We start from the raw sequence: 26,974 nt of genomic DNA, 5'->3' as shown, positions 1-26,974 counted from the left end.
CCGCGAATCGCGGACCGGATCTGGAACGTTCGATAACTGCGACGCTACGATCACGGCGTCGATCACTGGACTCACCAGCGGTACGAGTGAGCCGACCAGGAACGCCACGTCGCGGTCCGCGTCCGGCGAAACGTCGACCACCGGTCAACGTAGGGATGTCAGTTGGCAGGTCACCGCAGTTCCACGCCGCATCGAGGCGAGGTGACGGGCTATCTCCTGAAGCTCATTCGGGAATCCGTGCCGCTCACCCAAGAACAACTCGCCGCGCATCTGGACGTGGACCGGGTGACCGTTCAGAGCTGGGAGTCGGGGCGCAGACCGTTCACCGCTGTGCCATTCGGTCAGGCCGTTGCGATTCGCCAGCGACTCGGACGGCTCGGAGCGAACACGAAGCTGCTGGCCGCTCTCGACGATGCCGCCGAGGCAGACCTCATCCTTGCGGCACTCCTCCGGGACGAGGCGGGCCGGTCTACTCTCGCCGAGCAACCCCTCGGCTGTTCGGTGCTGACGCACCGTCTGACCGACTTGATCCTCTGGGGCGTTCTCGGGCAGACGCCGACCTTCATCCAGAGTCTCCCTACACCCCGCCGACGCGGCCCCGTCGCGACTGCCCCGCTTCTGTCCGCCGACGAGAGGCGGGCCTTCTTCCTACGCCTTCGCGTGCTCGCTGAACGCTCCGCCTTCGAACGCGACCCGGATGTCCTGCTGCACCGGCAAGCCTGCTTCCTTGCCGGCATGGATCCCACAGGCGCGTCCGCGTCGTGGCTCGCCGACGGCACCACCCGGACCGCCCGCCAGATCACCCGCTTCCACACCTGGTCACCGTTGTGGCCCGACATGCGGTCGATGGTGACCTCTCTCGCGAACCAGGGAGACCCGGAGCCGCTGAGAGACTTCATCGACCGCGCCCACCCGGACGATGCCTGCGAGCGGGCTGCGCTCAACTACTCCGCCTACTGGGTCGGTGAGATCCCGTACCGGCATCGCGACGACTCGTTCATGCCCACCGCTCTCGGCGACTGGCGAGGAGTCGTACTGCTCCGGCACCTAGTTGAGCGCCTCGCCATCGGCCACCCGTTCGTCGACCTCAACGTGCACAACCTCTGGGCTCTGCTCATTGCGAGGCGCGGGCTCACCCACGACGACCTCGCGACCGGGCAAACACTGGCCGACCGCTGCGCCACGCTGCTCGACAGCGACCAGCTATCCAGGCAGTCACGACAAGAACTAACGTCTATCCTCTACAGCCTCCGTGCTGACGGAGTCACCGGTACAGGGACGGGCAGATGAGCGAGGACCAGGACGCCGCAGGAGCCATGAGCTTCATCTTCGAGGCCGGCGTGCTCAAACGGGCCGCCCGTACCGGTTGGTGGTTCGCCGGCGTGAAGCACCCCGAGTCCATCGCCGAGCACTCGTTCCGCACGGCGCTCATCGGCATGATGCTCGCAGCCATGGAGGGCGCCGACCCGGCTCGCGTCTCAATGTTGTGCGTCCTGCACGACACTCAGGAAACCCGGATCACCGACATTCCCCACATCGCCAAGCGTTACCTCACCGCCGCGCCTAACACCGCCGTCACCGCCGACCAGGTCGCCGACTGCCCGCCCGCCGTTGCCGACGTGATCAACGCTGCCGTTTCGGAGTACGAGGCCGGCGAAACCCTGGAGGCGGTGGTAGCCCGCGACGCGGACAAGTTGGAGTGCCTTGTCCAAGCGGTCGAATACCGGCACCAGGGGATCACGGACGTGCAGCGCTGGATCGACAGCTCACGGGCGGCACTTAATACAGCGTCCGCACATCGTCTCGCCCACGCCGCCCTCACCGGCTCTCCGTTGGCCTGGCTGAACCCGCCTCTCGCACTGGACGTAGACGCTGATTGACGGTCTTCGCGTCCTCTGGCTGCACGTCTCCACCGTCCGAACCTCCGAAGTAAGTGCACGACGCGCCCTCGAATTGGTCGGCGGGCCGAAGAATGCGCCGACTTCATGCTGCGGCCGACCAACGTTGTCGCATTGGTGACAACGCTGCGCAGAAAGCCCACCTATGCTCCGAACGCCGGAAGGCCGCCGACCGATCTGAGGATGCGATGCAGGAACCGGGGCTTTACTTCCCATTCGTCCACATCCGGGATGATGATTGGCTCAAGATGGCAGCGCTGTACTGGCCATCCGTACGTCGACTCGTACCAGCCGACTACATCAAGCATGACAGAGCCACTGCACGGACCCTTTCCTCCGCTGGCGTGTTGCGCGATGAGGACCCCGCCCGACTAATCCCGCATCTCAGTTGGGACCTGGCAAGAGCATTGCATGACAATGCGGATCGACTGATTGAGAAATTCAGCATCGATCGAGCTTTCGTCGATTGGAACAGCGAACAGCAATTTCAGGGCTCTCCGGAAAGGGAGCCGCAGCTCGGATGGATCCATGTGACGAAGTTTCCATCAGACGTTCTCCAAGACCTTCAAGAAATTGGTCTGGCTCACGTGGGACGTCACTCGGAACAACTCTCGCATCACGCGCCACCGGAGGACTGGATAGGACTCCATCCGGCAGTCGCTGGTGCCTACATGACAGCCCTCGCGAGTTCGATTAGCAAGGCGGCCCGTTTTGAGCCTCTCACGGACCAGGACGATTTAAGGGTAGCCACCACAAGCAGCGATGTCGGAGCCGCGCTAGGGCTGTTAATGGGCCGGAAGGCCGAGCCAGTCAACAGCGCGTATGCATTTGAGTCAAACATAGATGCCTACGTGATGCTCGCCCTGCAGTATGCACGACCCACAAATCTCGCAAGTGTATCGGCAAACAAAATTCTCCAATGTCGATCGGACCTTGCAGAAGAGCTGATCGCGTTTCGCGAGTACGTCGTAGCCCAGAGGGAAGAATTGGCCGACCTGGCCTCGACTCCAGTCAGACATCGACGGCTTGAAGCCTTTGCTGCCCACGTCGAGAAGACGGTGGAAATTCCCCTGCGTAAGCTCGAAAAGGGCCTGGCCCTGCACAAGTTGGAGCCGACCAGGTCTCTCATCGTGACTGGCTCGCTCGTCCCGCCAGCAGCGGCTACCGCCCTTGGGGCGATGCCGCCAGCGACGGCCACGACAGTGGGTGCATTGGCCGCCGTTGGGGCCGCATGGTGGCAGATCAACAGCGTCCGAGAATCAGCCAAAACTAACTCGCCGGTCGGGTACCTACTAGACGCACGAGATCGGCTCACGTCGAAGAACTTAGCTACTCAGGTAAGAAAAATATTTCGCGGCACCTACAGCGGCGTTACGCGGCGCCGTTAGACAGGGCGTCCACGTTTCGGCCGACTTTGCCGACCGTCCATCCGCCATTGTGTGGAGACGTAGTTAAGCAAATTATCGAGCCTCCTTCATATCCATCCCTAGGAGCTATCAGTGGACCGGCTTTCCTTTGTAGGACCGGCGGTAGGTCTTGCGGCGCTCGGGGTAAGCTTCTTTTATAACCTGCGGCCAGCGGCTAGCGAACGGAGAGTGAAGCGCTCCCGCGACGAGTTCGTACAACAACGTGAACGGATGAACGGAAGCCGGCTGCGCCTCGCGCAGCAAGCAGCCGAGATCCACCTCCGCGCCAACAAAAACTTGTTCCGAGTCGCCGGATCTACCCTGCTCGCTGAAGAGCGATGGCTTATCGATACGCCCATCAAACTCACCGACATCGAGTGCCGCTGGAATCCAAGTGAGTTCGACACGGACCAGGCCATCGCAGATTCGGCCCGTCGGATACTACCACTCCGGGTGCCGGGCAGGCGTTTCGACTCGTATAGCTCGGCGATGGCCGCGCTGTGCCCGCCCGATATCTTTCGCAATCAGCCCAGCTACCGGATGACCGGAATAGACCTGACCGCCGACCCACCCCGGGCGACTTTTGGCGAGTGCCGGTACTTCGATATGATCGACGTGGCCGAAGCTCTTGCGCATGAGCTATCGTCCAATAACGACCGGACCGATCACAACGGATCGCCGCCACGCCTTCGCCTCCGGAATGAGTTTTTGGGGGATGCCCTCGCGATGGATCGTCGGGCGGTTCTTCCGTCCATTGCCACACTGACGATCGTCCGCCGCTCCACGGGTGATCCTCTCCTTTTCCTGCACGAGCGCAGTCGCAGCGCTCTTGCGATTGCCACAGATCTCTACCAAGTGGTTCCTGCCGGCGTCTTCCAGCCCGCATCGCGGATGCCACAGGGTTACCTAGAGGACGACTTGAATCTCTGGCGGAACGTCATGCGGGAGTTTGTCGAGGAACTACTTGGGGAAGATGAATATTCGGGCGCGATGCCCGGCCGCAGAATAAATTACGACGAAGGGATTTTCGGCGACCTTGAAACGGGCTTACGGGATGGGAAGCTCGCCGTTTACTGTTTCGGATTCGGGATTGATCCTCTGACGTTGACAGCCGAATTTCTCACTGCGGCGATATTTGACGAGGAGCTATTTGCGACCTCCTTTCCCAAGGTTGTCGAAGCCAACAACGAAGGCAGCGTCATCAAGAACATCCCGTTCAACAAAAGCACAGTCGACCGGTTGAGCCGCACCTTGGCGCCGTCCGGAGCGGCATGTCTGACGTTGGCCTGGAAGAACAGGCAATTGCTCCTAGGCGCTGACCCGGCCGCCAGCTAGGGGGTGGCCGGTCCTGCACCTGCTCGTGGGTCAATTCGAGAGCGAGCGGGCCGACGTGCGCGAACGTCTATCGCGGTCATTGCTCACTGAGCGGAGCTGCCCATACGTCGGCTCCCGTACCCTTAGAACCAGCTCTCCCGCATGTCCAGCGTGGTCCGGTCCAGCCCCTCCAGCAGGTCGAACTGCGCTCCCACCTTCGGCAACTCCCACCGGTAGAAGTACCGCGCCGCCTGCCTCTTCCCCGCCAGGAACTCCCCCTCGGCGCCTTCCGGCGACCCCAGCGCCTCCACCGCGAGCACCTGCTCCAGCCACATCCACGCGATGACCACGTGCCCGACCGCCTCCAGGTACACCGAGGCGTTCGCCAGCGCCAGCTCCGGGTCGCCCGGAGCCCACAACCGCCGCGTCACCACGGCGATCCGGTCCACCGCGGCGGCGAGCTGTCCGGCCAGCTCGGAGGCGAATCCCTCCGCCTTCCAGGCCCGGCTGACGGTGGCACGGATGGTCTCCAGCAGCAGTTCCAGCGCTGCCCCGTCGCGCATGGTGACCTTGCGTCCAAGCAGATCGAGGGCCTGGATGCCGTGGGTGCCTTCGTGGATGGCGTTGAGCCGGTTGTCGCGCCAGTGCTGCTCGACGTCGTAGTCGCGGGTGTAGCCGTACCCGCCGTGCACCTGGATGGCCAGGTCGTTGGCGGCCAGGCACCACTGGGCCGGCCAGCTCTTGGTGATCGGGGTGAGCAGGTCCAGCAGCAGGTGTGCCCGTTCCCGGTCGGCCTCGGCGGGCGCGGTCTTCTGCTCGTCGAGCAGCCGTCCGCAGTAGAGCACCAGCGCGAGCGCGCCCTCCACGTAGCACTTCTGGGCCAGCAGCATCCGGCGTACGTCGGGGTGGGCCACGATCGGCACCTGCGGCGTGGTGGGGTCCTTGTCGGCGACCGGGCGGCCCTGCGGGCGCTGCCGGGCGTACGCGACGGACTTCAGGTACGCGGTGTAGCCGAGCGCTGTGGCGCCGGCCCCGATGCCGATGCGCGCCTCGTTCATCATGTGGAACATCACCGCGAGCCCCTGGTGCGGTTGGCCCACCAGGTAGCCGACCGCCCCGGCTCGCCCGTACGGCCGGTGCACGCCCTCACCGAAGTTGAGCAGTGTGTTCGTGGTGCCCCGGTAGCCGAGCTTGTGGTTGAGCCCGACCAGCACCACGTCGTTGCGCGGCCCCAGGTTGCCGTCGTCGTCGAGCAGCACCTTGGGCACGATGAACAGCGACAGGCCCTTCACGCCGGGCGGCGCGCCGGGGATGCGGGCGAGCACCAGGTGGACGATGTTCTCGGCCAGCTCGTGGTCGCCGCCGGAGATCCACATCTTGGTGCCGACGATCCGGTACGTGCCGTCGTCCTGCGGCTCGGCCCGCGTGGTCAGGTCGGTCAGGGAGCTGCCGGCCTGCGGCTCGGACAGGCACATGGTGCCGAAGAACCGGCCCTCGACCATCGGGCGGACCCAGGTGTCGATCTGCTCGGCGCTGCCGTGGGCGAGCAGCAGGTTGGCGTTGCCGAGGGTGAGCATCGGGTACGCCGAGGTGCCGACGTTGGCGGCCTGGAACCAGGCGAACGCGCCGGCGGCCACGACGTGCGGGAGTTGCAGGCCGCCGACCGACTCGTCCATGGTGGCGGCGAGCAGCCCGGTCTCGGCGAACGCCTCCAGGGCGGCCTTCACCTGCGGGATGGTCCGCACGCGTTGCCTGTCGAACGTGGGTTCGCCGGTGTCGGCGGCCCGGTTGTGCGGGGCGAACCGTTCGGCGGCGACCTGGGCGGCGAGGTCCAGCACCGCGTCGATCGTCTCGCGGGTGTGCTCGGCGTAGCGGGGCCGCTCGGTCAGCCGGGTCACGTCCAGCCAGTCGTGCAGCAGGAACGCGAGGTCGCGGCGGGACAGCAGCAGATCGGACGAGGACAAAGTGGACTCCTTCCGGTCAGCCGCGGCGCAACCCGGCGACGGCCTCCCGCAGGTCATCCTGACCGATCGGAGCCGGCGGCGCACCCTCCGCCGCCTCCCGGAGTGCCTTGGCGAGTTGCACCCGGCGCAGCACCTCCCGCAGGTCCGCGCCGGTCAGCCCGGCCGTGTCGCCGGCGAGGGCGGCCGGGTCGACGTCGTCGGCGAACATCTTGAAGCCGGGCCGCTCGTGCCGTTCGATCAGTTCGCGAACCATCTTGGTGAGGATCTCCGCGCGCCCCGCCTCGTCCGGCGCCGGGATGGCGATCTTCAGGTCGAAGCGGCCGGAGCGGATCAGCGACGCGTCGACGCGCTGCGGGAAGTTGGTGGTGGCGACGACTATGACGTCGGGGTTCTCCTCGAACAGCGTGTTCATCTCCTGCTTGAAGATGCCCGCGACCGCGTTTACCGCCTGGCTGGCCGCGTCGCCGCCGGCACCGGCGTAGCTGATGATCGAGTCGAACTCGTCGAACAGCATCACAGTGGGCCGCCGGTACCGGCGTGCCTCCCGGAAGATGCGCTTGATGTTGCGTTCCGAGCCGCCGAGGTACTTGTCCAGGATCTCCGGGGTGCGGATCTCCACGAAGTCCGCGCCGACCTCGTTCGCGAGCGCCCGCGCCAGCATGGTCTTGCCGGTGCCGGGCGGCCCGTACATCAGGATGCCCTGCGGCCGGCGCGCGCCCCAGCGGGCCATCGCCTGCGGGTGCCGGAACGACACCGCCACCTCGCGGAACCGCGCGACCACGTCGGACAGGCCGCCGACCTGGTCGAGGGTCACCGCCGCGCTGCGCGGCCCGGCCGCCGTCGCGGGTCGCCGCCCCACGAGGTACGTCCGTCCGCGCAGCACCGTCGGCTCGTCGCTGTCGCCGGACAGCTCGCGTACGGCCTGGAGCAGCAGGCCCAGCATCGCCCGCAGGTGCGCCGGATCCACCTCGGCGCTCGGCACGTCGGCGTGGATGCGTACCGTGCCGTGGTCCTGGTCGACGCGGGGCCGCAGCCCGGCTTCCCGGGCCGCGCGCAGCACCTCCCGGCCGGCCTCGTCGCCGGGCGGCGCGGCGAGCGTGGCGACCGGTCGCGGCCAGATCCGCCGTCCGGCCTCCGCCGCGATCCGGCCGACCGCGGCGGCCGGACCGTCGCCGCCGCGCGCGGCCAGCCGCTCGGCGAGCAGCACGCCGACCGGCCCGGCCAGACCGAGGGCGATCAGGCCCGCCGGTGTGCTCTCCACCCGCAGGTACGCCTCGAAGCGGTGCACCGGCTGCCCGTCCGCGGTGTCGGCGCGCACCGTGCAGCGCACCTCCCGCACCGGGGCCGGGAAGTCGCCGTCGACGAGCAGCTCCACCGGCCCGTCGACGGCGGCGGCGAGCAGCCCCGCCGCGTCGGCGATGCGCACCTCGGCGCCGAGCAGCGGCACCGTCTCCTCGTCCGGCCGTACCTCGGTCATCGGCTGCCCTCTCCTTACGGCGGCGTCCGCTTCCCTCGCGTGGCGTCCGCCTCCGAGTCTGGCACCGGCCCGGCCGCCCGGCCACCGCTCAGCCCTCGCTCAGCCCGCTTCGGCGAGCAGGCCGTCGACCAGGTCACGTGGGAGCCCGTGGGTGTCGTGCAGCCAGTGGTAGTCGCGGTCGGTAAGCGGCCCGCGCGCCCGTACCCGGCCGACCAGCGGCCGTCCGCGTCGCAGCAGCCCACGGAAGCGGCGTTCCTCGTCCACCAGCGTCGCGCGCAGCGAGCCGATGTCGACCGGCCGCGTGCTGGGATCGGGCAGCTGGCGGAAGCGGCGCAGCGTGTCCGAGTACACCTGGGGTGGCAGGTCGTCCAGGGTGCGCGCCGGGTCGTCGCGCCACAGCACCGTCAGCGCGCGGCGCAGCAGCCGCCGCAGCACGTACCCGCGGCCGGTGTTGCCGGGGCGTACCCCGTCACCGAGCACGACCACAGCGGACCGCAGGTGGTCGGAGACCACCCGCAGGTCCTCACCGCGCAGGCCCCACCGGTCCCCCACCTCGTCCACCCACTGGCGCAGCCCGTCGCCGGTGAACACGGACCGGTCGCCGCGCAGCACCATCTCCAGCCGTTCCAGGCCCATGCCGGTGTCGATGCTGGACACCGGCAGCGGCGTGAGCCGGCCGTCGGGGTGCCTGTGGTACCGCATCTGCACGTGGTTCCACACCTCCACCCAACGCTCGTCTGTACTGGGTGTGCCGGTGGGCGGGCCGTCGCCGGTCCACACGAAGATCTCGGAGTCCGGTCCGCAGGGGCCGGTCGGGCCGTTGGACCACCAGTTGTCCTCGCCCAGCGCCTCCACCGGCACGCCGAGCGCGGTCCAGGTGTCCCGCGCGGTGTCGTCCGGCCCTTCACCGTTGCCGCCGCCGAAGACCGTGGCGTGCAGCCTCTTCACCGGGATGCCGAATCCGTCGGTGAGCAGGTCGAAGCCCCAGCGCAGGCTGGTCGCGATGTCGTAGTCGCCGAGCGACCACGAGCCGAGCATCTGGAACACGGTCAGGTGGGTGTCGTCGCCGACCTCGTCCAGGTCCGTCGTGCGCAGGCACCGCTGCACGTTCGCCAGTCGCCGTCCGCCCGGGTGCGGGCGCCCCAGCAGGTACGGCGTGAGTGGGTGCATGCCGGACGTGGTGAACAGCACCGGGTCGCCGGGTGGCGGCACCAGTGAACTCTCCGGCGCATGCTGATGGCCGTGCCGGTGGTAGTGGTCGAGAAATGTCTGGGTGATCTCGTCGGGCGTCATGGCGGGTGCCTTCCGGATACGGGTGACCGGACGGCCCGCCGCGCGTTTCACGGCGTCGACACGACGACGCCGGCGGACCGTTTCCGGTCGCCGGCGTGGGTGTGGGGCAGGTTCAGGCGGCGGCAACCGGCGAGCGGGAAGCTCGCGCGGCCGCGGCGGTAAGAGTGCGCCTGTTCTGCATACCGCCCACGGTAGCCCGATCCGCACCGTCCCGCCCAGCCCTTTCCCGGGCGCCCACGCCGGTGGAACGCCATGGGTGTCAAAGCGGGCCGGAGACACCCGTGGTGTTCCACCGGCGCGGGTGGTGGGCGTCGGGCGTCAGCGGGTGAGCAGGCGGCGGTAGAGGGCGTCCAGGCGTTCGGCCTGCGCCTCCCACGTCCACTCCTGCAGCGGGGAGCCCTCGCCCTCGTAGGCGGCGCGGTAGCGGGCCGGGTCGGCGAGCACCGTCCGCACGGTGCGGGCCAGGTCGGCGGCGTCGCGGGCGCGGAACACCTCGCCCTGGCCGGTGGCCCGGACCGTCTCGGCCATGGTCCGGACATCGCTGACCACGATCGGCAGCCGCGCGTGCGCGTACTCGAAGAACTTCGTGATCAGCGCGATCTCGTGGTTGGGCCAGTGGTGCAGCGGGATCAGCCCGATGTCGGCGGTGGCGAGGAACGCGACGAGCTGCCGGTGCGGTACGTACGGCTGCACGTGCACCCGGTCGCCCACCTGATGCCGGGCGGCGCGGGCGACGACCTGGCGGACGTAGGCGGCGTTCGGGTCGGCGACGACAAGCGCCAGGTGTACGCCGGGCAGCTGCGGCAGCGCCTCGACCACCGTGTCCACGCCGCGCTGGACGGCCATCGCCCCGCTGTAGACCAGCAGCGGTGTATCGGCGGCCACGCCGCAGCGCTCCCGCAGGTCGGGCGCTTCCGCATCGGGGGTGGCGGTGACCGGGGCGTTGAGGACCACGGTCGGGCGGTCGGGCAGGGCGTGGTCGCGTACCAGCAGGTCGGCGAGCGTGTCCGAGACGGTGACGACCGCGTCGGCGTGGCCGGCGTACTCGCGGACGTAGCCGAGGTGCGCGGGCAGCCAGCGGGCGTTGTCGCGGCGGGGCCGGGCGCCGGGCAGCCACTCGTGCGCGTCCCAGACCAGCTTCACGTCGCGTCCGGCGGCGCGGGCACGGTCCACGGCGCGGGCGGCCACGCCGAGCATCCGGAAGTCGTGGGCGTGGATCAGGTCGGGGCGCAGGTCGTCGACGACGCGGCCGGCGACGCGTTCGTAGTCCCAGAGTCCTGGCTCCAGCCGCCGCCAGGCCCCGTCGCGCAGCCGGGCCCGCCAGTAGCGGACCTGGGCGTGCTCGACGGGCCGGCGCGCCAGCCGCGCCACGCGCAACGGCAGCCCGCCCCGGGCCACCAGCCGCGCCCGCAGACCCGACACGCCACGCATACCGGAGCCGTCGGGGGAACCGGCGTCCCGGCCCGAAGCGGAGACGCCCTCGGAACCGGAAACGCCGGCCGGTGCAGTGCGGGGCGCGAGGGCGCGAGCGGCGGTGAGCGGCAGGACGCGTACCTCGGCCTGGCCGAGCCGCCAGCGGCGTTCGGCGTCGACGTGGGCGCAGCCGATCAGCGTGACGTCCCAGCCGGCGTCGGCGGCCGAGCGGGCCGCCTTCTGCACCCGCGAGTCACCCTCGACCGCGTTGTCGACGAGCATGACCACGCGCCGGCGACGCCGCGTCGTGCCGTCGCGCCGCATCGGCGTTCCACCCCTTCACCAGTACGCCCGGACGGGCGCGAGTGTACGGGGGAACGAGATCGTCACGACGACCGCGAAAACCGGCCTGAGCTGCGGTGACGCCGACTGTGCAGCCGCTGGTCGCGTGCCGGCCGGTGGAAGTTCACCGGCCGTGCACGCAACGGGCGGGTCAGGCCGTGCCGGAGGAGGCCAGCGCGGCCGGGGCGACCGGCTGCCGGCTGTCGTTGCGGTTGGGCAGCGACAGGCGGATGACCTTCCACCAGGCGGAGGCGACCTGCTTGGGCAGCGGGCCGGTGGTGTAGTGCAGGCCGTACCTGTCGAACAGCGCCCGCACCTGCGGCGCGATCTCCTGGTAGCGGTTGCTGGGCAGGTCGGGGAAGAGGTGGTGCTCGATCTGGTACGACAGGTTGCCGGTCATGATGTGCAGCAGCCGGCTGCCGCTGATGTTGGCCGAGCCGAGCATCTGCCGCAGGTACCACTCGCCGCGGGTCTCGCCGTCGATGGAGGTCTTCTCGAACGTCTCCACGCCGTTGGGGAAGTGCCCACACATGATCACCGAGTGGCTCCACACGTTGCGCAGCAGGTTCGCGGTGAACGTCGCGGCGAGCGTGGACAGGAACGACGGGCCGGACAGCAGCGGGTGCACCACGTAGTCCTTGAGCACCTGGCGGCGGATCTTGCGGCCGACGGCCTTGGCCTTGGCCCGGAACTTGGGGTCCTTGAGCCTGCGCTGCTTGAGGTGGTCGCCCAGCTCCATGTCGTACGCGGCGATGCCGTACTCGAAGAACATGGCGTTGATCAGGTTCCACAGCGGCTGCCCGAGGTGCATCGGGTGCCACGGCTGGTCCTCGTCGACGCGCATGATGCCGTACCCGAGGTCGTTGTCCTTGCCGACCACGTTGGTGTAGCGGTGGTGCAGCTCGTTGTGCGACTGCTTCCACTGGTCGGCCGGGGAGACGTGGTCCCACTCCCAGGTGGTGGAGTGGATCTTCGGGTCGCGCATCCAGTCCCACTGGCCGTGCAGGACGTTGTGCCCGATCTCCATGTTCTCCAGGATCTTGGCGACCGTGAGCCCGGCCGTGCCGACGACCCAGGCCGGCGGGAACAGCGAGAACAGCAGCACCGCACGGCTGCTCATCTCCAGTGTCCGCTGGGTCTTGACCACCTTGCGGATGTAGCGGGCGTCCCGCTCCCCCCGGTCGGCGATGACCCGGTCCCGGATCGCGTCCAGTTCCTTGCCGATGATCTCGATGTCCTCGGCGCTCAGGTGGGCGATCGGATTGACGGCCTTCTTCTGGATGACGGTCACGTGGGTGGCTCCTGTCAGATGTCGATGTCGCAGGTACCGGCGGCGGCCGACACGCACGTCTGGACCAGCACGCCGTCCCCCGGCACGGCGGTGGTGACGTCGCCGTTGCGCAGGTCGCGCACGGCGCCCTGGCGCAGCGGTACGACGCAGCCGAAGCAGATGCCCATCCGGCACCCGGAAGGCATCAGCACTCCGGCGTTCTCCCCCGCGTCGAGGAGGGTGGTGGCGCCGTCGGACTCGACGGTCACCCCCGCCCCGGTGAAAGTCACGGTTCCCCCCTCGCCCGGCGTGATCACCGTCGGGCGGAACCGCTCGGTGTGCAACCGCTCGACGAGGCCGCTGGACGACCAATACCCCTCAACGGCGTCGAGCATGCCGATCGGTCCGCAGGCCCACGCCTCCCGGTCGAGGTGGTCGGGCACCAGGCCGGCCAGTTCGGCGACGTCGAGCAGGCCGTCGGTGTCGGTGTGCCGCTCGATCAGCCGCAGCACGCCGCGTTCGGCGAGCGCGCGCAGCTCCGTACCGAAGATGACGTCGTCACGGGTGGGCGCCGAGTGCACGAGCACCACGTCGGCCCGGTCGGCCAGCCCGGAGCGCAGCATCCCCATGACCGGTGTGATGCCGCTGCCGGCGGTGACGAACAGGACGCGCTCGGGCGTCGCGGCGGGCAGCACGAACTCGCCCTGGGCCTGGTCGAGGTGCACGATCGTGCCGGGCCGCAGTCGGCGTACGAGATAGTTGCTGACCTTGCCGTCCGGGATGGCCTTCACCGTGACGGAGATCCGGCCGTCCGGCGCGTCCGGCGCCGAGGTGAGCGAGTACGCGCGCCACTGGCGTACGCCGTCGACGTCCACGCCGAGGCGGATGTACTGCCCGGGCTGGTGGCCCTGCCAGGCGCGGCCGGGCTGGATCACCAGCGTCGCCGCGTCCCGGGTCTCCGGGCGGACGGCGACGATCTTGCCGCGCAGCGGGGCGCCCGCGCGCAGCGGCGCGATCAGGTCGAGATAGTCCTCCGGAAGCACCGGTGTGGTGACCGCTCCGGCCAGCCGCAGCAGCCTGTCCCGGAAGGTCACCTTCTGAGGGCGGCGAGAGGCAGTTGTGGTCATATGACCAGCGTGACCGCCCGATCGCATAACATCTTGACCGACAAAGGTGAAACAGTCGCGGGTTTTTGTTCGGAGGGAACAAACATGACGTCGGAGGCCGGCACGGGGCAGCGCGCCGCGCACCTCAACCTCGACGCCGGGGTGGCGGATACGCTGCGCGCCGGGCTGCCGATGGTCGCCGAGCGGACCGTCTCCGCGATCACCGCCGAGGTGCCTGACTACTCCGGCGCGCTCACCGGCGCCATGCGGGCGAAGATCGAAAACGCGGTACGCATCGCGCTCGGCACGTTCCTCCAGCTCATCGAGGGTACCCAGGCGTTCGACCCGAGCACTCCCCTGGCCCCCGCGCTGGAGGCCGCGTACGCGCTCGGCAGCGGCGAGGCCCGCTCGGGGCGCAGCATGGACGCGCTGCTGGCCGCGTACCGGGTGGGCGCCCGGGTCGCCTGGCGCGAGGTGTCCACCACGACGGTACGCAGCGGGCTGGCCGCCGAGACGGTGGCCGAGTTCGCCGAGCTGATGTTCGCGTACATCGACGAGCTGTCCGCGGCGAGCGTGGCCGGGCACGCCGACGAGCTGGCCAGCGCCGGCCGGATGCGCCGCCGCAGCCTGGAACGGCTCACCCAGCAGTTGCTGGCCGGCGAGCCGGAGGAGTCGCTGCGGCGCAGCGCCGAACGCGCCGACTGGCCACCGCCGCAGACGCTGACGGTGGTGCTGCTGCCCCGCCGGCACCTGCGCGCGGTGCTGGCGCTGCTCAGTCCGTACACGCTGGAGAGCGGCGAGGACCTGCCCGGCATGAACCCGGCCGAGGAACTGGCCGTACTGCTGGTGCCGGACATGCACGGCGGCCGGCGCCGCCAGCTCACCCGGCTCCTGCACGGGCACCGGGCGGTGCTCGGCCCGGCCCGGCCCTGGCACCGGGTCGCCGCGTCGTACCAGCGCGCCACCCGGGCGCTCGCGCTCGGCCTGGGCGAGCCGGACTCCGGGCCGGTCGACACCGAACGTCACCTGGCCACGCTGCTGCTCAGCATGGACCCGGAGGCGCTGGCCGATCTGCGCGCGCAGGCCCTCGCGCCGCTGGCCGCGCTGCCGCCCGCCACCGCGCACCGGCTGGCCGAGACGCTGCGCTCGTGGCTGCTGCACCAGGGACGCCGCGACGAGGTGGCCGCCGAACTGTTCGTGCACCCGCAGACCGTCCGCTACCGGATGGGCAAGCTCCGGGAGCTGTTCGGCGACCGGCTGCACGATCCCGCCACGGTCCTCGACCTCACCATCGCTCTCGCCGTACCCCCGGAGCCGGACGACGCCTGACACCGCGCCGGGGCGCACGGCCCGGCGCGGCCGGGACCTCCGGCCCTGTCCGCCCGCGACGGCGGCGGGCAGGGTCGGAAGGGGACGAGCAACCAGGAGGGCCGCCATGAACAGCTCATCGACCCGCATCGACCAGGACCCGAGGGTACGGGTGCTGGAGGCGGCCGCCCGGCAGTCCCTGCACGCCCCGTCGGTGTTCAACACCCAGCCCTGGCGCTGGCGGGTCACCGCCGACGCGCTGGAACTGCGCGCCGACCCGGACCGTCAGCTCGCCCACACCGACCCGGACGGACGGCTGCTGATGCTGAGCTGCGGCGCCGCCCTGCACCACGCGCGCGTGTCGCTGGCGGCGGCCGGCTGGGCGGCCACCGTCGAGCGGCTGCCCGACCCGTCGCTGCTGGCCCGGGTGCGTACCACCGGCCCGGCCGACCTGGACGTGCCGGCGGGCCGCCTGGTCGACGCCATCCCGCGCCGCCGCACCGACCGCCGCGCGTACGGGGACCGGCCGGTGCCGGAGGCGGTGCTGGCCCGGCTCGGCGACGCCGTCGAGGCCGAGGGCGCGCACCTGCACGTGGTCCGGCCCGACCAGATGCCGATGCTCGCCGTGTCCACCGGCCGCGCCGCGGACGCGGAGCTGGCCGACCCGGCGTACCGGGAGGAGCTGCACCACTGGACGCACCGCCCGGCGGGCGGTGGCGACGGGGTACCCGCCGCCACCGCCGTGCGCCCGTCCCCGCGACGGGTGCCGCTGCGCGACTACGTCCCCGGCGGGGCGGCCGGGCTCAGCGCGGGCACTGACTTCGACCGGGGCGCGGCGTACCTGATCCTGTTCGGCGACTCCGACGAGCCGGCGGCCTGGCTGCGCGGCGGCGAGGCGCTGTCGGCGCTGCTGCTCACCGCCACCGCCGAAGGGCTGGCAAGCGCGCCGCTCAGCGACGCCGTGGAGCTGGCCTGGCCGCGCCGGATGATGCGTGACCTGCTGGCCGGCGTCGGCGACCCGTACCTGGTGGTGCGCGTGGGCTGGGGCCCGGACGCGGAGCTGCCGCCGGCGCCGCGCCGCGCGCCGGCGGACGTCATCGAGGTCGTGGTCCCGCCGCGGTGACCCGGTGCGCCCCGGCTTCGTCGTAGCCTCGACACGTGTGGGAACTGGACCGGGCCGCCGCGTTCGTCGTCTTCGGCGACCAGGACTCCGGGTGCGTCTCCTACGGCGTGGAGTCGGCGGGCCGGCGCTGGTTCGTCAAGCGGGCCGGGACACCCTCGGCGAGAGAGTCGCTGACCCGCGCCCTGGGCCTGCACGCCGCGGTCCGGCACCCGGCCGTGGTCCGGCCCGAGCTGGTGCGCGACGGCACCGACGGCCCGACCCTGGTGTACCCGTGGTGCGACGGCGTCGTGCTGAACCACGCCACCACCGGCGGTGGCAGCGACCCAACCGGCCTGGCCCGCTTCCGTCGCTACCTGTCGCCCGAGGAGCTGACCCGGGGCGCGACGATCGACGAACGCACCACCGTCCACGCGCTGGGTCGTACGCTGCACCATCTGCTCGACGGCCCGTCCGGCTGGCGCGGCACCGCCGCTGAGCGTGCGGTCGCCGACCGGGCCGGCCGGCCGGACCCGGCGGAGCGGCACGCCACAGTGGCCGCTCTGGTCCGCGACTGGCGGACCGCCTGATCCGTCTGCTGTTTGGCCGGGCTCCGGCACCTCCTGTCCGGCTCTGGAACGTGACTTTCCGTCATGCCGCCCCTTGTCGGGCATCGAGTCACGCAGGGTCATGGGCCTCTCCCCCGCCGATCGGGCCGGTTTCTCCACCGCACGCTCCTGAGCAGCGAAAATGTCGGAGAGGCCAGCAGCGGCACTCATACCGCTGCGCGCCCTTTGCTCTGCAGCCGCATACGCGACAGTGGCGGTGAGTTACCGGCGCGTCGATGGCTGCAGAGCAAAGGGCGCGCGGTGGGTCGTGCCGGGGAGGCTGCTCCACTACCGCGGGTGACGGCAATGTCGGCGCGGCCCGGCCCGACGCGGCCCGCCCGACGGCCAGCAGCAGGCCGGCGATCCGCGTCCGGCCGGCCGGACGCGTCCACGCGCCGACGCAGCCGAGCCCCGCCGCAACCCCGGCCGACGCGCGGCCAGGCCCCGTACGCGAGCCTGACCCGGCGGCCGTACGCGGCAGGGCGGTCCTGACGCGGTTGGTCGCGCGGAAAGCCGCTCCCGGCGCCCCTCCGGCGCTTAGCGTGGGACGAGGGGCGGCCTGCCCGGGGCGCCGGTGAGCGGAGGGAGAACGCGGTGACGGAGCCGGAGGAGGAGCAGGAGAAGACCCGCAAGACCGATCGGGTGCTGTTCTCGCCCGACGGCGACCCGCACCACACGCTCGCCGAGGCGCCCCAGCCGGACGAGCACCTGCCGCCCACGGTCACCCGCGACGGCCACACAGAGGTGCTCGACGACGAGCAGTGAGCGCACCGTCCCGCCCCGGCTCGTGGCCCGGGCGGGACGCGCCGCGTTCAGGCCGGCTCGCGGGCCGGGCGGGTCCGCCCCGCGGTCAGACCGGCGGGATGCCGGAGCGGCCGATGTCCGACATGTCGTCGCCGATCTCGGTCCGGGTGCCGGCCACCGGCCCGGCGGTCGCCTCGGTCCGGTCCTCAAGGCAGGCGTCACCCAGCCCGTGCATCAGCTCGCCGACCACGGCGAGCGCCGAGCCCTTGTCCGGGCAGGGCGCCCCGGTGGCGAGGACCTGACCGTCGCCGCCGACGACCGTGAATCCCACGGTGCCGTCGGCCTCGCTCTCGATGACGAACTTCACAGTGCCCTCCCGCCCCGCTCAGCTCACGCCGTGCGTCTGCAACCACAGCTCCAGCAGGCCCAGTTGCCACAGCTTGTTGCTGCCGGCGGCGGCCTGGGCCCGGTCCGGCTCGGCCAGCAGCTCGTCGACGTACGCCCGGCGGAACAGTCCCCGCCGGCGCGCCTCGGGCGCACCCAGCGCCTCGACCACCAACTCTCGCACGGGACCGTCGACGTTGCGCAGCGCCGGCACCGGGAAGTAGCCCTTGGGCCGGTCGATGACCTCCGCCGGCAGCACCTCCCGGGCCACCTCCTTGAGCACGCCCTTGCCGCCCTGCGCCAGCTTGTGCTCGGGCGGGCAGGCCGCGGCGAGCGTGACCAGGTCCTGGTCGAGGAAGGGCGTGCGCACCTCCAGCCCCCACGCCATGCTCATGCTGTCCACCCGTTTGACCGGGTCGTCGGGGAGCATCAGGTGGGTGTCCAGGCGCAGCACCGCGTCCACTGCGGTCTGCGCGCCGGGCGCCGCCAGGTCCGCGGCGACCAGCTCGCCGCTGGCGTCCCGGTCGCAGGCGTACGCCGGGTCGACCACCTCGGTCAGCTCGGCGTGGTCGCGGTCGAAGAACGCGGCGGTGAACCCGGCCGCCGCGTCCTCGCGGGCCGCGTCGGCCAGCCGGTGGTGGTAGCCGTATCCGGCGAACACCTCGTCGGCGCCCTGGCCGGACTGCGCCACCTTCACGTGCTTGGCGACCTGCTCGGACAGCAGGTGGAACGCCACCACGTCGTGGCTGCCCATCGGTTCGGTCATGGCCGCCACGGTGGCGCGTACGGCCGGGCCGAGATCCCCGTCGGCGAGCCGGATGCGGTGGTGGTCGGTGCCGAACGTGCGGGCCACCAGGTCGGAGTAGTGGAACTCGTCGCCGCTCTCGTCGCCGCGGCTGTCGAAGCCGATGCTGAACGTCTGGAGGTGGTGCTGTCCGGCGCCGTCCAGCAACGCCACGATCATGCTGGAGTCGAGCCCGCCGGAGAGCAGCACCCCGACCGGCACGTCCGCGACCAGCCGGCGGCGTACGGCGGTGCGCAGCGCGTCCCCGACGGCGGCCCGCCAGTCGGCGGCGTCCATACCCTCGTGGGCCGGGTCGCGCCGGTACTCGGGCCGCCAGTAGACGCGCTCGCGGCTGCGTCCGTCGGCTTCGATCACCCGGACGGTGGCCGGGGGCAGCTTGCGGATCCCGCGCAGGATCGTGCGCGGCGCCGGCACGATCGAGTGCCAGGACAGGTAGTGGTGCAGCGCGACCGGGTCGATGCCGGTGTCCACGTCGCCGGCGGCCAGCAGCGCCGGCAGCGTGGAGGCGAACCGGAGCCGGCCCGGCGACTCGGCGAGGTAGAGCGGCTTGATGCCGAGCCGGTCGCGGGCCAGCACGAGGCGACGACGCGGCCGGTCCACCAGCGCCACGGCGAACATGCCGACCAGGTGGTCGACGAACCGCTCCCCCCACTGCGCGTACGCCACCAGGATCACCTCGGTGTCGCTGGTGCTGTGGAAGGTGTGCCCGGCCGCGCGCAGCTCGTCGCGCAGCTCCGGGTAGTTGTAGACGCAGCCGTTGAACACCAGGGCCAGGCCGAGGTCGTCGCGGACCATCGGCTGGGCGCCGGCATCGGACAGGTCGATCACTGTGAGCCGGCGGTGTCCGAACGTGATCCAGCCGTCGCTCCACGCGCCCTCACCGTCCGGGCCGCGTGAGCGCATGGCCGCGGTCATCCGGTTCACCGCCTCGGTGTCGGGGGTGGCCCCGTCGAACCTGGCCTCACCGCTGATCCCGCACATCTCAGCGCCCACCGGTCAGTCGCGGAGCACTCACCATGCCAACCTCCCGCCGCGTCGTCCCCCGGGCGGTCCGCCGGGTACGGCGACTACCCGGCGTGTGGCGAAGGAAACCCGGATGGGCGGTTGCCGAGCCGGCCACGGCGAGCCGTCGTACGGTGGCGGTACGGGCCATGTCCCCGGGCGGTCCGGCCACGGGACGTGGCCAGGATCAACGACGCCTGCCAGGAGGACGTGTGTTCGCCAATTCCGAGGAACTCCTGCGATACCTCACCGACGAGGACGTGAAGTTCGTCGACGTACGTTTCTGTGACCTGCCCGGCGTGATGCAGCACTTCAACCTGCCGGTCGAGTCGTTCGACGACAGCGTCTTCACCGACGGCCTCGCCTTCGACGGGTCCTCGATCCGCGGCTTCCAGTCGATCCACGAGTCGGACATGCTGCTGCTGCCGGACGTGGCCACCGCGTTCGTGGACCCGTTCCGCAAGCAGAAGACGCTGGCGTTGAACTTCTTCGTCCACGACCCGTTCACCCGTGAGGCCTACTCGCGCGACCCGCGCAACGTGGCGAAGAAGGCGGAGGCGTATCTGGCGGCGAGCGGCATCGCGGACACCGCGTACTTCGGTGCGGAGGCGGAGTTCTACATCTTCGACTCGATCCGCCACGAGACCTCGGCGCACCAGTCGTTCTACTACATCGACTCGATCGAGGGCGCCTGGAACAGCGGCCGGATCGAGGAGGGCGGCAACCGGGGTTACAAGACCGCCTACAAGGGCGGCTACTTCCCGGTCCCGCCGGTGGACCACTACGCCGACCTGCGTGACGGCATGGTCCGCCGGATGGTGGACGCCGGTTTCACGGTCGAGCGTTCCCACCACGAGGTGGGCACGGGCGGGCAGTCGGAGATCAACTACAAGTTCTCGACGCTGCTGCACTCGGCCGACCAGCTCCAGCTCTTCAAGTATCTGATCAAGAACGAGGCGTGGGCGCACGGTAAGACCGCGACGTTCATGCCCAAGCCGCTGTTCGGCGACAACGGCTCCGGCATGCACACCCACCAGAGCCTCTGGCGCGGCGGCGAGCCGCTGTTCTACGACGAGACCGGCTACGCCGGGCTGTCCGACACCGCCCGCTGGTACATCGGCGGCCTCCTGCACCACGCCCCGTCGCTGCTGGCCTTCACCAACCCCACCATCAACTCCTACCGCCGCCTGGTGCCCGGCTTCGAGGCCCCGGTCAACCTGGTCTACTCCCAGCGCAACCGCTCCGCCTGCACCCGCATCCCCGTCACCGGCGGCAACCCCAAGGCCAAGCGCGTCGAGTTCCGGGTGCCGGACCCGTCCAGCAACCCGTACCTGGCGTTCTCCGCGATGCTCATGGCCGGTCTCGACGGCATCAAGAACAAGATCGAGCCCCCGGCGCCGATCGACAAGGACCTCTACGACCTCCCGCCGGAGGAGTGGGGCGACGTCAAGCAGGTGCCCGGCTCGCTGCCCGAGGCGCTGGCGGCGCTGGAGGTCGACCACGACTACCTGCTCGACGGCGACGTCTTCACCGCCGACCTGATCTCCACCTGGGTCGACTGGAAGAACGCCAACGAGGTCGACCCGGTGCGTCTGCGGCCCACGCCGCACGAGTTCGCGCTCTACTTCGACTGCTGAGCCGTACCGCCGCCGCCCCCGCCACCCGCGGGGGCGGTGTCGGCGGAAACGGCCTCGCACCGGCCTCCGCCCTCGTACCGTCGAGACATGACTCCGCCTCACGACGACACGCCGACCGTTCCGTGCCGGTGGAGCCGTCGGTGAGGCCGCGGCCCGCCGCCACCACCACCGCCACCCCGCAGATCCCCGCCGTCCTGACCCTCGGGGTGGAAGAGGAGTTCCTGCTGCTGGATCCGACGACCGGCGAGAGCATGCCGGTCGCCGAGCAGGTGCGCGGCGCGCTCTCCGGCATCGCCCGGGAGCAGAGCCGGCAGGAGTTCCGGCACAGCATGGTGGAGATGGTGACGCCGGTCAGCCCGGACCTCGGGGAGCTGCGGGAGCACCTGGTCACGCTGCGCCGGGCGGCCGCCCGGGCGGCTGACTCGGCCGGGGCGCGGCTGGTCGCGGTCGGCGCCACGCCGGTCTGCGAGGCCCACCGCACGGTGCCCGACGAGCAGCGCTACCACGACATGTCCCGCCGGTTCGGTCCGGTGGCCCACGACCCGGCGGTCTGCGGCTGCCACGTCCACGTCGGCGTGCCGGACCGGGAACTGGCCGTGCAGGTCTGCAACCACCTGCGCCCGTGGCTGCCGGTGGTGCAGGCGCTCACCGCCAACTCTCCGCTGCACGACGGGCGGGACACCGGGCACGCGAGCTGGCGCTCGATGCAGCTGGAACGGTGGCCGAGCATCGGGCCGACGCCGCACTTCGACTCCGCCGCCGACTACGACGCCACCGTGGCGGACCTGATCACCGCCGGGATCATGCTCGACGCCGCGATGGTCTACTGGTACGCGCGCCCGTCCGCGGCGTACCCCACGGTGGAGGTGCGCGTCGGCGACGTCTGCCCCACCGTCGACGACACGGTGCTGGTCGCCGGGCTGGTCCGGGCGCTCGTGGCTACCCTGATCGACGACGTCCACGCGGGAGTGCCCGCGCCACGCATCCGGGACTGCCTGGTCGCCGCCGCGCACTGGCGCGCCGCGCACGACGGCGTCGACGGCCGGCTCGTCGACCTGCGCACCGGGCGGCCCCGGCCCGCCTGGGACCTCATCGACGACCTGGTCGTCACCGTCACACCCGCGCTGACCCGCCACGGCGACCTGGACCTGGTCCGGCGCGAGCTGGACCGGCTGCGCCGGGACGGCACCGGCGCCACCCGGCAGCGACGGATCATGGCCGAGACCGACGGGGACGTCCGCGCCGTGCTGGCGCACCTGGCCGCACAGACCGTCTCGACGTGAGCCGATGACCTCCCCGGACCGGGCCTGCGAACGGTCAGCGCAACCCGGCGAACAGGTCGTCCTCCGGGGTGGCCGCGCCGGTGGTGTCCCGCACCCGCACGAACGTCTCCATGCCCATCAGCTCGGTGAACCGCTCCTGCCCCAGACGCAGGAAGAAGATGTTCTCCGCCTGACTGGCGTGCGCGGCGAGCGAGGCGAACTTCTGGCCGCCGTAGCCACGGGTGTCGACCCAGGTGGTGATCTCGTCGTCCGGCAGGCCCAGCGCCGGCATCTCGTCGGTCGCCTCCGGCTCGGGGAACTCCACCCCGATCTCCCGCATGACGGTGCCGAACTGCTGGAACGCACTGCGCGGCACGGTGGTCCAGTAGACCTTGGCCGGGATGCCGGTCTGCTCGACGGCGGCCATCGTGATCCGGTGGGCCTGGATGTGGTCCGGGTGGCCGTAGAAGCCGTTCTCGTCGTATGTGACCACGACGTCCGGGCGGTAGCGCCGGATCAGCTCGGCCAGCCGGCCGGCCGCCTCGGCCACCGGCGTGTTCCAGAACGCGCCGGGCGCGTCGTTCGTCGCCCAGCCCATCATCCCGGAGTCGCCGTAGCCGAGCGTCTCCAGGTGGGTGACCTTCAGCGCCTCGCAGCTGGCCGCCAGCTCGGCGCGGCGCATCTCCACCACGGCCTGCGGGTCGTGCCCCGGGTCGCCCGGCTTGATCCCGCCGGGACCGTCGCCGCACCCCCCGTCGGTGCACGTCACCAGCACTGTGGTGACGCCCTCGGCCGCGTAGCGCGCCAGGACGCCGCCGGTGCTCGTCGCCTCGTCGTCGGGGTGCGCGTGCACCGCCATCAGGGTCAGGGATCGATCGGTCACCCCGTCACCATACGAGCATCGGCCGACGAACTAGCATTGCCCGGTCCGCAGACGGCGACGGAAGCGAGGCGCGATGGGTTGGCTCCAGCGGTTGCTCGGTGGCGGACGGGTCGAACTGGACCCCACACGCCAGCAGGAGCTGCTGCGGGACGTCCGGCAGTCCTACGGGGCGCACGCCCGCCTCCGGTTCCCGGAGCAGGCCGACGCGATCACCCGGCTGCTGTCCGATGACGACGGTCTCGTGGTGGCCGCCGGGATCGTGTGCGAGGCCGCCGACCAGGCGCACGCCGACCTCCAGGGCCAGGCGCAGGAGGTGTTCCGGCGCACCGGGCGGCGGCTGCTGGTGCACCGCCGCAACTACCGGCCCCTGTGGAAGGAGGCCGGACCGGCGCTGCGCTGGCCGCTCGGCGCGCTGCCCAGCGGGCTGCACCCGTACGCACAGATCACCGCCGCCGTGGCGGTGGTCGGCGGGCGGGCCGACCGGCTGGACCGGGTGACCGACCCGCAGCCGTTCGTGACGCGCCTGTTCGAGGTGCTCGACCTGACCACGGCCGGCTGGGAGTTCGGCCGGGTGCGTGTGGACACCGACAGCGCGACGCTCGTGGAGCGCCTGATGGGAACCGGGGCGCGGGTGCTCGCCACGATGGACGACCCGCCCCGGCTGCCGCCCGCGGTACGGGAGATGATGCGCCGCAACCACCGCATCGCCGTCTACGACCCGGCCGGTCCCCGCGTGGTCGGCGAGCTGAACCTGGGCGCGCGGCTGCGCGAGACGCTCCTGGCGTGACCGGCGGTACGCCCCGTCCCGGCCGGGTGGACGTGGGCGGGACGCGCCGCGCAGGTCAGGTGGTCGTGCAGGTCAGGTGGTCGTGCAGGTGATGTTCGGCGGCGGGTTGTTGGTGCCGCCGGCCGTGCCGATGAAGCCGAACGTGGTGGAGCCGCCGGCCGGCAGTGCCCCGTTGTAGTCGACGTTGCGCACCGTCACGTTCGCGCCGTTCTGGGTGTGCGTACCGCTCCAGATCTGGTTGATCACCTGTCCGTTCGGGAACGTCCAGGACACGGTCCAGCCGCGGATCGCACTCGCGCCGGCGGTCACCGTGACCTCGGCCTGGAAGCCACCGGACCACGAGCCGGTGATCGCGTACGTGGCACGCGCGCCGGACGGCGCCGGGAAACTGGTGGTCGGGGTCGGGGTCGGGGACGGCGTGGACGTCGGTGTCGCAGTCGGGGACGGCGTCACACCCGGCCGGGCCGCCCGGTAGGTGTGACCGGCGCGCACGGTGAACGCGACGACGTCGGACTCCGGCCGGGTGGTCGCCGGTGTGCTGCCGTCGGTGACGTCCGTGACCGTGAAGCCGCCGGTGAACAGCCGGGACCGCAGGCGCAGCGTGCCGTCGCGGTCGGCGCGGACGGTGATCTCGTCGGCCTGGCCGCTGCTCCAAACCACCCCCACCGTGTAGCCACCTCGGCCGCGCAGGCCCGCGACCTGCCCGGCCGGCCAGGCGGTGGGCAGCGCCGGCAGCAGGTGCAGCTCGCCGGTGTGGCTGTGCAACAGCATCTCGGCGATGCCCGAGGTGGCCCCGAAGTTGCCGTCGATCTGGAACGGCGGGTGCAGGTCGAACATGTTCGGCGCGAGCCGGTCGGTGCGCACCAGGTCGCGCAGGAGCTTGTGGGCGCGGGCGCCGTCCTCCAGGCGGGCCCAGAAATTGATCTTCCAGGCCAGGGACCAGCCGGTCCCGTCGTCGCCGCGCAGCTCCAGCGTCCTGCGGGCGGCCTCGTACAGCGCCGGGGTGCCCCGCTTGGTGATCTGGTTGCCGGGGTGCAGCCCGTACAGGTGCGAGACGTGCCGGTGGGTGCGCTCGGTCTCGACCCAGTCGGCGAGCCACTCCTGCACGTTGCCCCGGGAGCCGACGCGGCTCGGCGGCAGCCGGTCCTTGGCGGTGCGTACCTGGGACCGGAAGGTGGTGTCGACGCCGAGCACCTCGCTCGCCCGGGCCGCCGCGTCGAACAGGTCGCGCAGGATCTGGTTGTCCATGGTCGGGCCGGCGCAGACGCTGGCGTCGGCGTGGTGCGCCAGCTCCGGCGAGTTCGACGGGTTCGTCACCAGGTAGCCGAGCGTCGGGTGGGCGACCAGGGTGTCGAGGAAGAACTGGGCGGCGCCCTTGAGGGCCGGGTAGTTGGCCTGGAGGAATCCGCTGTCGCCGGTGAACAGGTAGTGGTCCCAGATGAGCGTGCTCAGCCAGGCCCCGCCGGTCTGCCACATGCCCCAGAACGCGCCGTCCACGACCGACGCGCCCCGCCAGGCGTCGGTGTTGTGGTGGGTGACCCAGCCGCCGGCGCCGTACTGCGCCTGGGCGACCCGCGCGCCGGTCACCGTGAGGTCCTTGATCATGTCGAAGACCGGCAGGAAGCACTCGGACAGGTTCGTGGTGTCGGCCGGCCAGTAGTTCATCGGCAGGTTGGCGTTGACCGTGTACTTCGAGTCCCAGGACGGCGTCAGCGAGTCGTTCCAGATGCCCTGGAGGTTCGCCGGCTGGGTGCCCGGCCGCGACGAGGAGATCAGCAGGTACCGCCCGAACTGGAACAGCAGCGCGGCGAACTGCGGATCGTTCGTGCTCGCGTGCTGTGCGATCCGTACGTCGGTGGGCTGGTCGGCGGCGGCGGTGCGGCCCAGGTCGATCGTGACCCGGCCGAACAGGGCCTGGTAGTCGGCGCGGTGGCGGGTGCGGAGCTGATCGACGTCGACGCTCTTGGCGGCGTTGAGCCGGTTGCGCGCCATGCCCTGGTAGTCGCCGTTGACGGTGCGGTAGTTGACGTAGCTGGACCCGATCGAGATCAGGACCGTCACGCTGGTGGCGCCGGACACCCGGAGCGTGCCGCCGGAACTGCTCACCGTGCCGCCGGTGACGGCGGCGTGGGCCAGCGCGAGGAACCGCACCGAGCCGTTGACCCCCTCCATCGAGCCGGAGATGCCGTCGAGCGCGACCGTCGCGCCGTCCGGGCTGGACACGGTGGTCCGCTGCGGGCTGTCGAAGGTGGCGGAGAACGTGATCGAGTTCGCCCGGTCGGCGGTCAGCCGGAGCACGATCACCTGGTCGGGCGCGCTGGCGAACACCTCCCGCTGGTGCCGTACGCCGTTCAGCACGTACGTGGTGGTCACGGTGGCGGTGGTGAGGTCGAGCGTCCGGTTGTACTGGCTCGCCCCGCTCGCCGACCCGAAGGCGAGCCGGAGGTTCCCGACGGTCTGGTAGGCGAGCTGACCGCCCGGACTGCCCATCATGGTCTGGTTGATCAGATCCTGGGCCGAGGTCCACTGGTCGGCGAAGACGCGACGCCGGATCTCGGCCAGGTTCGCCGCGCCCCGCGTGTTGGCCGAGTCGTACGGGCCGCCGGCCCAGACGGTGTCCTCGTTGAGCTGGAGCCGTTCGGTGTCGATGTTGCCGAACACCATCGCACCGAGCCGCCCGTTGCCGATCGGCAGGGCGCGCAGCCAGTCGGTGCCGGCCGGCTCGTCGTACCAGAGCGCCAGGTCGTTCGCGGCCAGCACCTGCGGGGGCGCCGCCGAGCCGGCCCGGGCGGCGGCGCTCCAGGCGGCCGGCACCAGCGCGGCGCCGGCACCCGCCGCCGCGGCCTTCATGACGTTTCGTCGTGTCACTTCGGACATGGTTTCTCCCAACCGCGCGCATCAGAGGCGGGCCCGGGTGCACGACGGCGCTGTTATCGCTAACAGACTTTTTCGCGCACCCGGACGCCGCATTC

The 26,974-nt window shown here is 71.0% G+C and carries 21 protein-coding genes; 11 read left to right on the top strand and 10 right to left on the bottom strand.

All coding sequences use genetic code 11. The annotated features are described in order from the left end of the window. Positions 1-162: 162 nt before the first annotated feature. The 4 genes from Q3W68_RS20095 (at position 163) to Q3W68_RS20080 (ending at position 4,639) form a co-directional block, all read left to right on the top strand. Complete coding sequence (locus Q3W68_RS20095) at positions 163-1,290, top strand: DNA-binding transcriptional regulator (protein ID WP_302906910.1); 1,128 nt, start codon at positions 163-165, stop codon at positions 1,288-1,290. After that, positions 1,287-1,880: an HD family hydrolase gene (locus Q3W68_RS20090; protein ID WP_302906909.1), complete on the top strand. Its 594-nt coding sequence runs from the start codon at positions 1,287-1,289 to the stop codon at positions 1,878-1,880. Before Q3W68_RS20095 ends, Q3W68_RS20090 begins: the two co-directional genes overlap by 4 nt. 206 nt (positions 1,881-2,086) lie before the next feature. After that, a complete protein-coding gene (locus Q3W68_RS20085; RefSeq protein WP_302906908.1) occupies positions 2,087-3,286 on the top strand; it encodes a DUF6236 family protein in 1,200 nt (399 codons plus the stop codon). A 111-nt stretch (positions 3,287-3,397) separates the two neighbouring features. Continuing rightward, entirely contained in the window at positions 3,398-4,639 is a 1,242-nt protein-coding gene (locus Q3W68_RS20080; protein WP_302906907.1) for a hypothetical protein, read from the top strand. Between the two features lie 122 nt (positions 4,640-4,761). On the opposite strand, the gene Q3W68_RS20075 is transcribed toward Q3W68_RS20080, so the two are convergent. The 6 genes from Q3W68_RS20075 to Q3W68_RS20050 all read right to left on the bottom strand — a co-directional run bounded on the left by Q3W68_RS20075 (position 4,762) and on the right by Q3W68_RS20050 (position 13,504). After that, the gene (locus Q3W68_RS20075; protein ID WP_302906906.1) at positions 4,762-6,582 is read right to left on the bottom strand and encodes an acyl-CoA dehydrogenase; all 1,821 of its coding nucleotides are present in this window, start codon (positions 6,580-6,582) and stop codon (positions 4,762-4,764) included. A gap of 16 nt (positions 6,583-6,598) precedes the next feature. Then, positions 6,599-8,059 (bottom strand): ATP-binding protein, encoded by a 1,461-nt coding sequence (locus tag Q3W68_RS20070; RefSeq protein WP_302906905.1) that lies wholly within the window; start codon positions 8,057-8,059, stop codon positions 6,599-6,601. 99 nt (positions 8,060-8,158) lie between these two features. After that, positions 8,159-9,352, bottom strand: coding sequence for an alanine--tRNA ligase-related protein (locus Q3W68_RS20065; RefSeq protein WP_302906904.1), 1,194 nt, complete (start codon positions 9,350-9,352; stop codon positions 8,159-8,161). Positions 9,353-9,670: 318 nt separating this feature from the next. Next, positions 9,671-11,089, bottom strand: coding sequence for a glycosyltransferase (locus tag Q3W68_RS20060; RefSeq protein ID WP_302906903.1), 1,419 nt, complete (start codon positions 11,087-11,089; stop codon positions 9,671-9,673). Positions 11,090-11,258: 169 nt separating this feature from the next. Next, the gene (locus Q3W68_RS20055) at positions 11,259-12,398 is read right to left on the bottom strand and encodes an acyl-CoA desaturase (protein WP_302906902.1); all 1,140 of its coding nucleotides are present in this window, start codon (positions 12,396-12,398) and stop codon (positions 11,259-11,261) included. Positions 12,399-12,412: 14 nt separating this feature from the next. Next, a complete protein-coding gene (locus Q3W68_RS20050; protein WP_302906901.1) occupies positions 12,413-13,504 on the bottom strand; it encodes a ferredoxin reductase in 1,092 nt (363 codons plus the stop codon). An 84-nt stretch (positions 13,505-13,588) separates the two neighbouring features. Here Q3W68_RS20050 and Q3W68_RS20045 point away from each other — a divergent pair, with 84 nt between their 5' ends. The 4 genes from Q3W68_RS20045 (at position 13,589) to Q3W68_RS20030 (ending at position 17,263) form a co-directional block, all read left to right on the top strand. Then, on the top strand, positions 13,589-14,812 hold the full coding sequence (locus Q3W68_RS20045; protein WP_302906900.1) for a CdaR family transcriptional regulator: 1,224 nt from the start codon (positions 13,589-13,591) through the stop codon (positions 14,810-14,812). 106 nt (positions 14,813-14,918) lie between these two features. Beyond that, the gene (locus Q3W68_RS20040) at positions 14,919-15,914 is read left to right on the top strand and encodes a nitroreductase (RefSeq protein ID WP_302906899.1); all 996 of its coding nucleotides are present in this window, start codon (positions 14,919-14,921) and stop codon (positions 15,912-15,914) included. Between the two features lie 35 nt (positions 15,915-15,949). Continuing rightward, on the top strand, positions 15,950-16,480 hold the full coding sequence (locus Q3W68_RS20035; RefSeq protein WP_302906898.1) for a serine/threonine protein kinase: 531 nt from the start codon (positions 15,950-15,952) through the stop codon (positions 16,478-16,480). A gap of 612 nt (positions 16,481-17,092) precedes the next feature. Continuing rightward, on the top strand, positions 17,093-17,263 hold the full coding sequence (locus Q3W68_RS20030; protein WP_162959107.1) for a hypothetical protein: 171 nt from the start codon (positions 17,093-17,095) through the stop codon (positions 17,261-17,263). A gap of 85 nt (positions 17,264-17,348) precedes the next feature. Here Q3W68_RS20030 and Q3W68_RS20025 read toward each other — a convergent pair whose 3' ends face one another. Together Q3W68_RS20025 and Q3W68_RS20020 are read right to left on the bottom strand one after the other, a co-directional pair. Then, a complete protein-coding gene (locus Q3W68_RS20025; protein ID WP_151498864.1) occupies positions 17,349-17,609 on the bottom strand; it encodes a hypothetical protein in 261 nt (86 codons plus the stop codon). 18 nt (positions 17,610-17,627) lie between these two features. Further along, positions 17,628-19,412: an N-acetylglutaminylglutamine amidotransferase gene (locus tag Q3W68_RS20020; RefSeq protein ID WP_302907151.1), complete on the bottom strand. Its 1,785-nt coding sequence runs from the start codon at positions 19,410-19,412 to the stop codon at positions 17,628-17,630. A gap of 233 nt (positions 19,413-19,645) precedes the next feature. On the opposite strand from Q3W68_RS20020, the gene glnA reads away from it, so the two are divergent. Both glnA and Q3W68_RS20010 read left to right on the top strand, forming a co-directional pair. Then, the gene (glnA, locus tag Q3W68_RS20015) at positions 19,646-21,070 is read left to right on the top strand and encodes a type I glutamate--ammonia ligase (RefSeq protein WP_302906897.1); all 1,425 of its coding nucleotides are present in this window, start codon (positions 19,646-19,648) and stop codon (positions 21,068-21,070) included. 140 nt (positions 21,071-21,210) lie between these two features. Beyond that, a complete protein-coding gene (locus Q3W68_RS20010) occupies positions 21,211-22,353 on the top strand; it encodes a glutamate--cysteine ligase (RefSeq protein WP_302906896.1) in 1,143 nt (380 codons plus the stop codon). 34 nt (positions 22,354-22,387) lie between these two features. Here Q3W68_RS20010 and Q3W68_RS20005 read toward each other — a convergent pair whose 3' ends face one another. Further along, entirely contained in the window at positions 22,388-23,215 is an 828-nt protein-coding gene (locus tag Q3W68_RS20005) for a PIG-L family deacetylase (protein ID WP_302906895.1), read from the bottom strand. A 73-nt stretch (positions 23,216-23,288) separates the two neighbouring features. Here Q3W68_RS20005 and Q3W68_RS20000 point away from each other — a divergent pair, with 73 nt between their 5' ends. Beyond that, complete coding sequence (locus Q3W68_RS20000) at positions 23,289-24,002, top strand: hypothetical protein (RefSeq protein WP_302906894.1); 714 nt, start codon at positions 23,289-23,291, stop codon at positions 24,000-24,002. A gap of 72 nt (positions 24,003-24,074) precedes the next feature. Here Q3W68_RS20000 and Q3W68_RS19995 read toward each other — a convergent pair whose 3' ends face one another. Continuing rightward, positions 24,075-26,879 (bottom strand): glycoside hydrolase N-terminal domain-containing protein, encoded by a 2,805-nt coding sequence (locus Q3W68_RS19995; RefSeq protein ID WP_302906893.1) that lies wholly within the window; start codon positions 26,877-26,879, stop codon positions 24,075-24,077. Between the last annotated feature and the right edge of the window lie 95 nt (positions 26,880-26,974).

This window comes from Micromonospora sp. C28ISP2-4, assembly GCF_030519385.1.
In the GTDB taxonomy this organism is placed as follows: domain Bacteria; phylum Actinomycetota; class Actinomycetes; order Mycobacteriales; family Micromonosporaceae; genus Micromonospora; species Micromonospora tulbaghiae.
Note: the sequence above shows the minus strand (reverse complement) of the source record. Positions and strands in the feature narration are given on the sequence as shown.

Excerpts from the sequence above, each read along its gene's own strand:
- Q3W68_RS20090 (WP_302906909.1), top strand. The coding sequence starts at position 1,287 with ATGAGCGAGGACCAGGACGCCGCAGGAGCCATGAGCTTCATCTTCGAG.
- Q3W68_RS20085 (WP_302906908.1), top strand. The coding sequence starts at position 2,087 with ATGCAGGAACCGGGGCTTTACTTCCCATTCGTCCACATCCGGGATGAT.
- Q3W68_RS20070 (WP_302906905.1), bottom strand. The coding sequence starts at position 8,059 with ATGACCGAGGTACGGCCGGACGAGGAGACGGTGCCGCTGCTCGGCGCC.
- Q3W68_RS20065 (WP_302906904.1), bottom strand. The coding sequence starts at position 9,352 with ATGACGCCCGACGAGATCACCCAGACATTTCTCGACCACTACCACCGG.
- Q3W68_RS20060 (WP_302906903.1), bottom strand. The coding sequence starts at position 11,089 with ATGCGGCGCGACGGCACGACGCGGCGTCGCCGGCGCGTGGTCATGCTC.
- Q3W68_RS20050 (WP_302906901.1), bottom strand. The coding sequence starts at position 13,504 with ATGACCACAACTGCCTCTCGCCGCCCTCAGAAGGTGACCTTCCGGGAC.
- Q3W68_RS20045 (WP_302906900.1), top strand. The coding sequence starts at position 13,589 with ATGACGTCGGAGGCCGGCACGGGGCAGCGCGCCGCGCACCTCAACCTC.
- Q3W68_RS20040 (WP_302906899.1), top strand. The coding sequence starts at position 14,919 with ATGAACAGCTCATCGACCCGCATCGACCAGGACCCGAGGGTACGGGTG.
- Q3W68_RS20020 (WP_302907151.1), bottom strand. The coding sequence starts at position 19,412 with ATGTGCGGGATCAGCGGTGAGGCCAGGTTCGACGGGGCCACCCCCGAC.
- Q3W68_RS20000 (WP_302906894.1), top strand. The coding sequence starts at position 23,289 with ATGGGTTGGCTCCAGCGGTTGCTCGGTGGCGGACGGGTCGAACTGGAC.
- Q3W68_RS19995 (WP_302906893.1), bottom strand. The coding sequence starts at position 26,879 with ATGTCCGAAGTGACACGACGAAACGTCATGAAGGCCGCGGCGGCGGGT.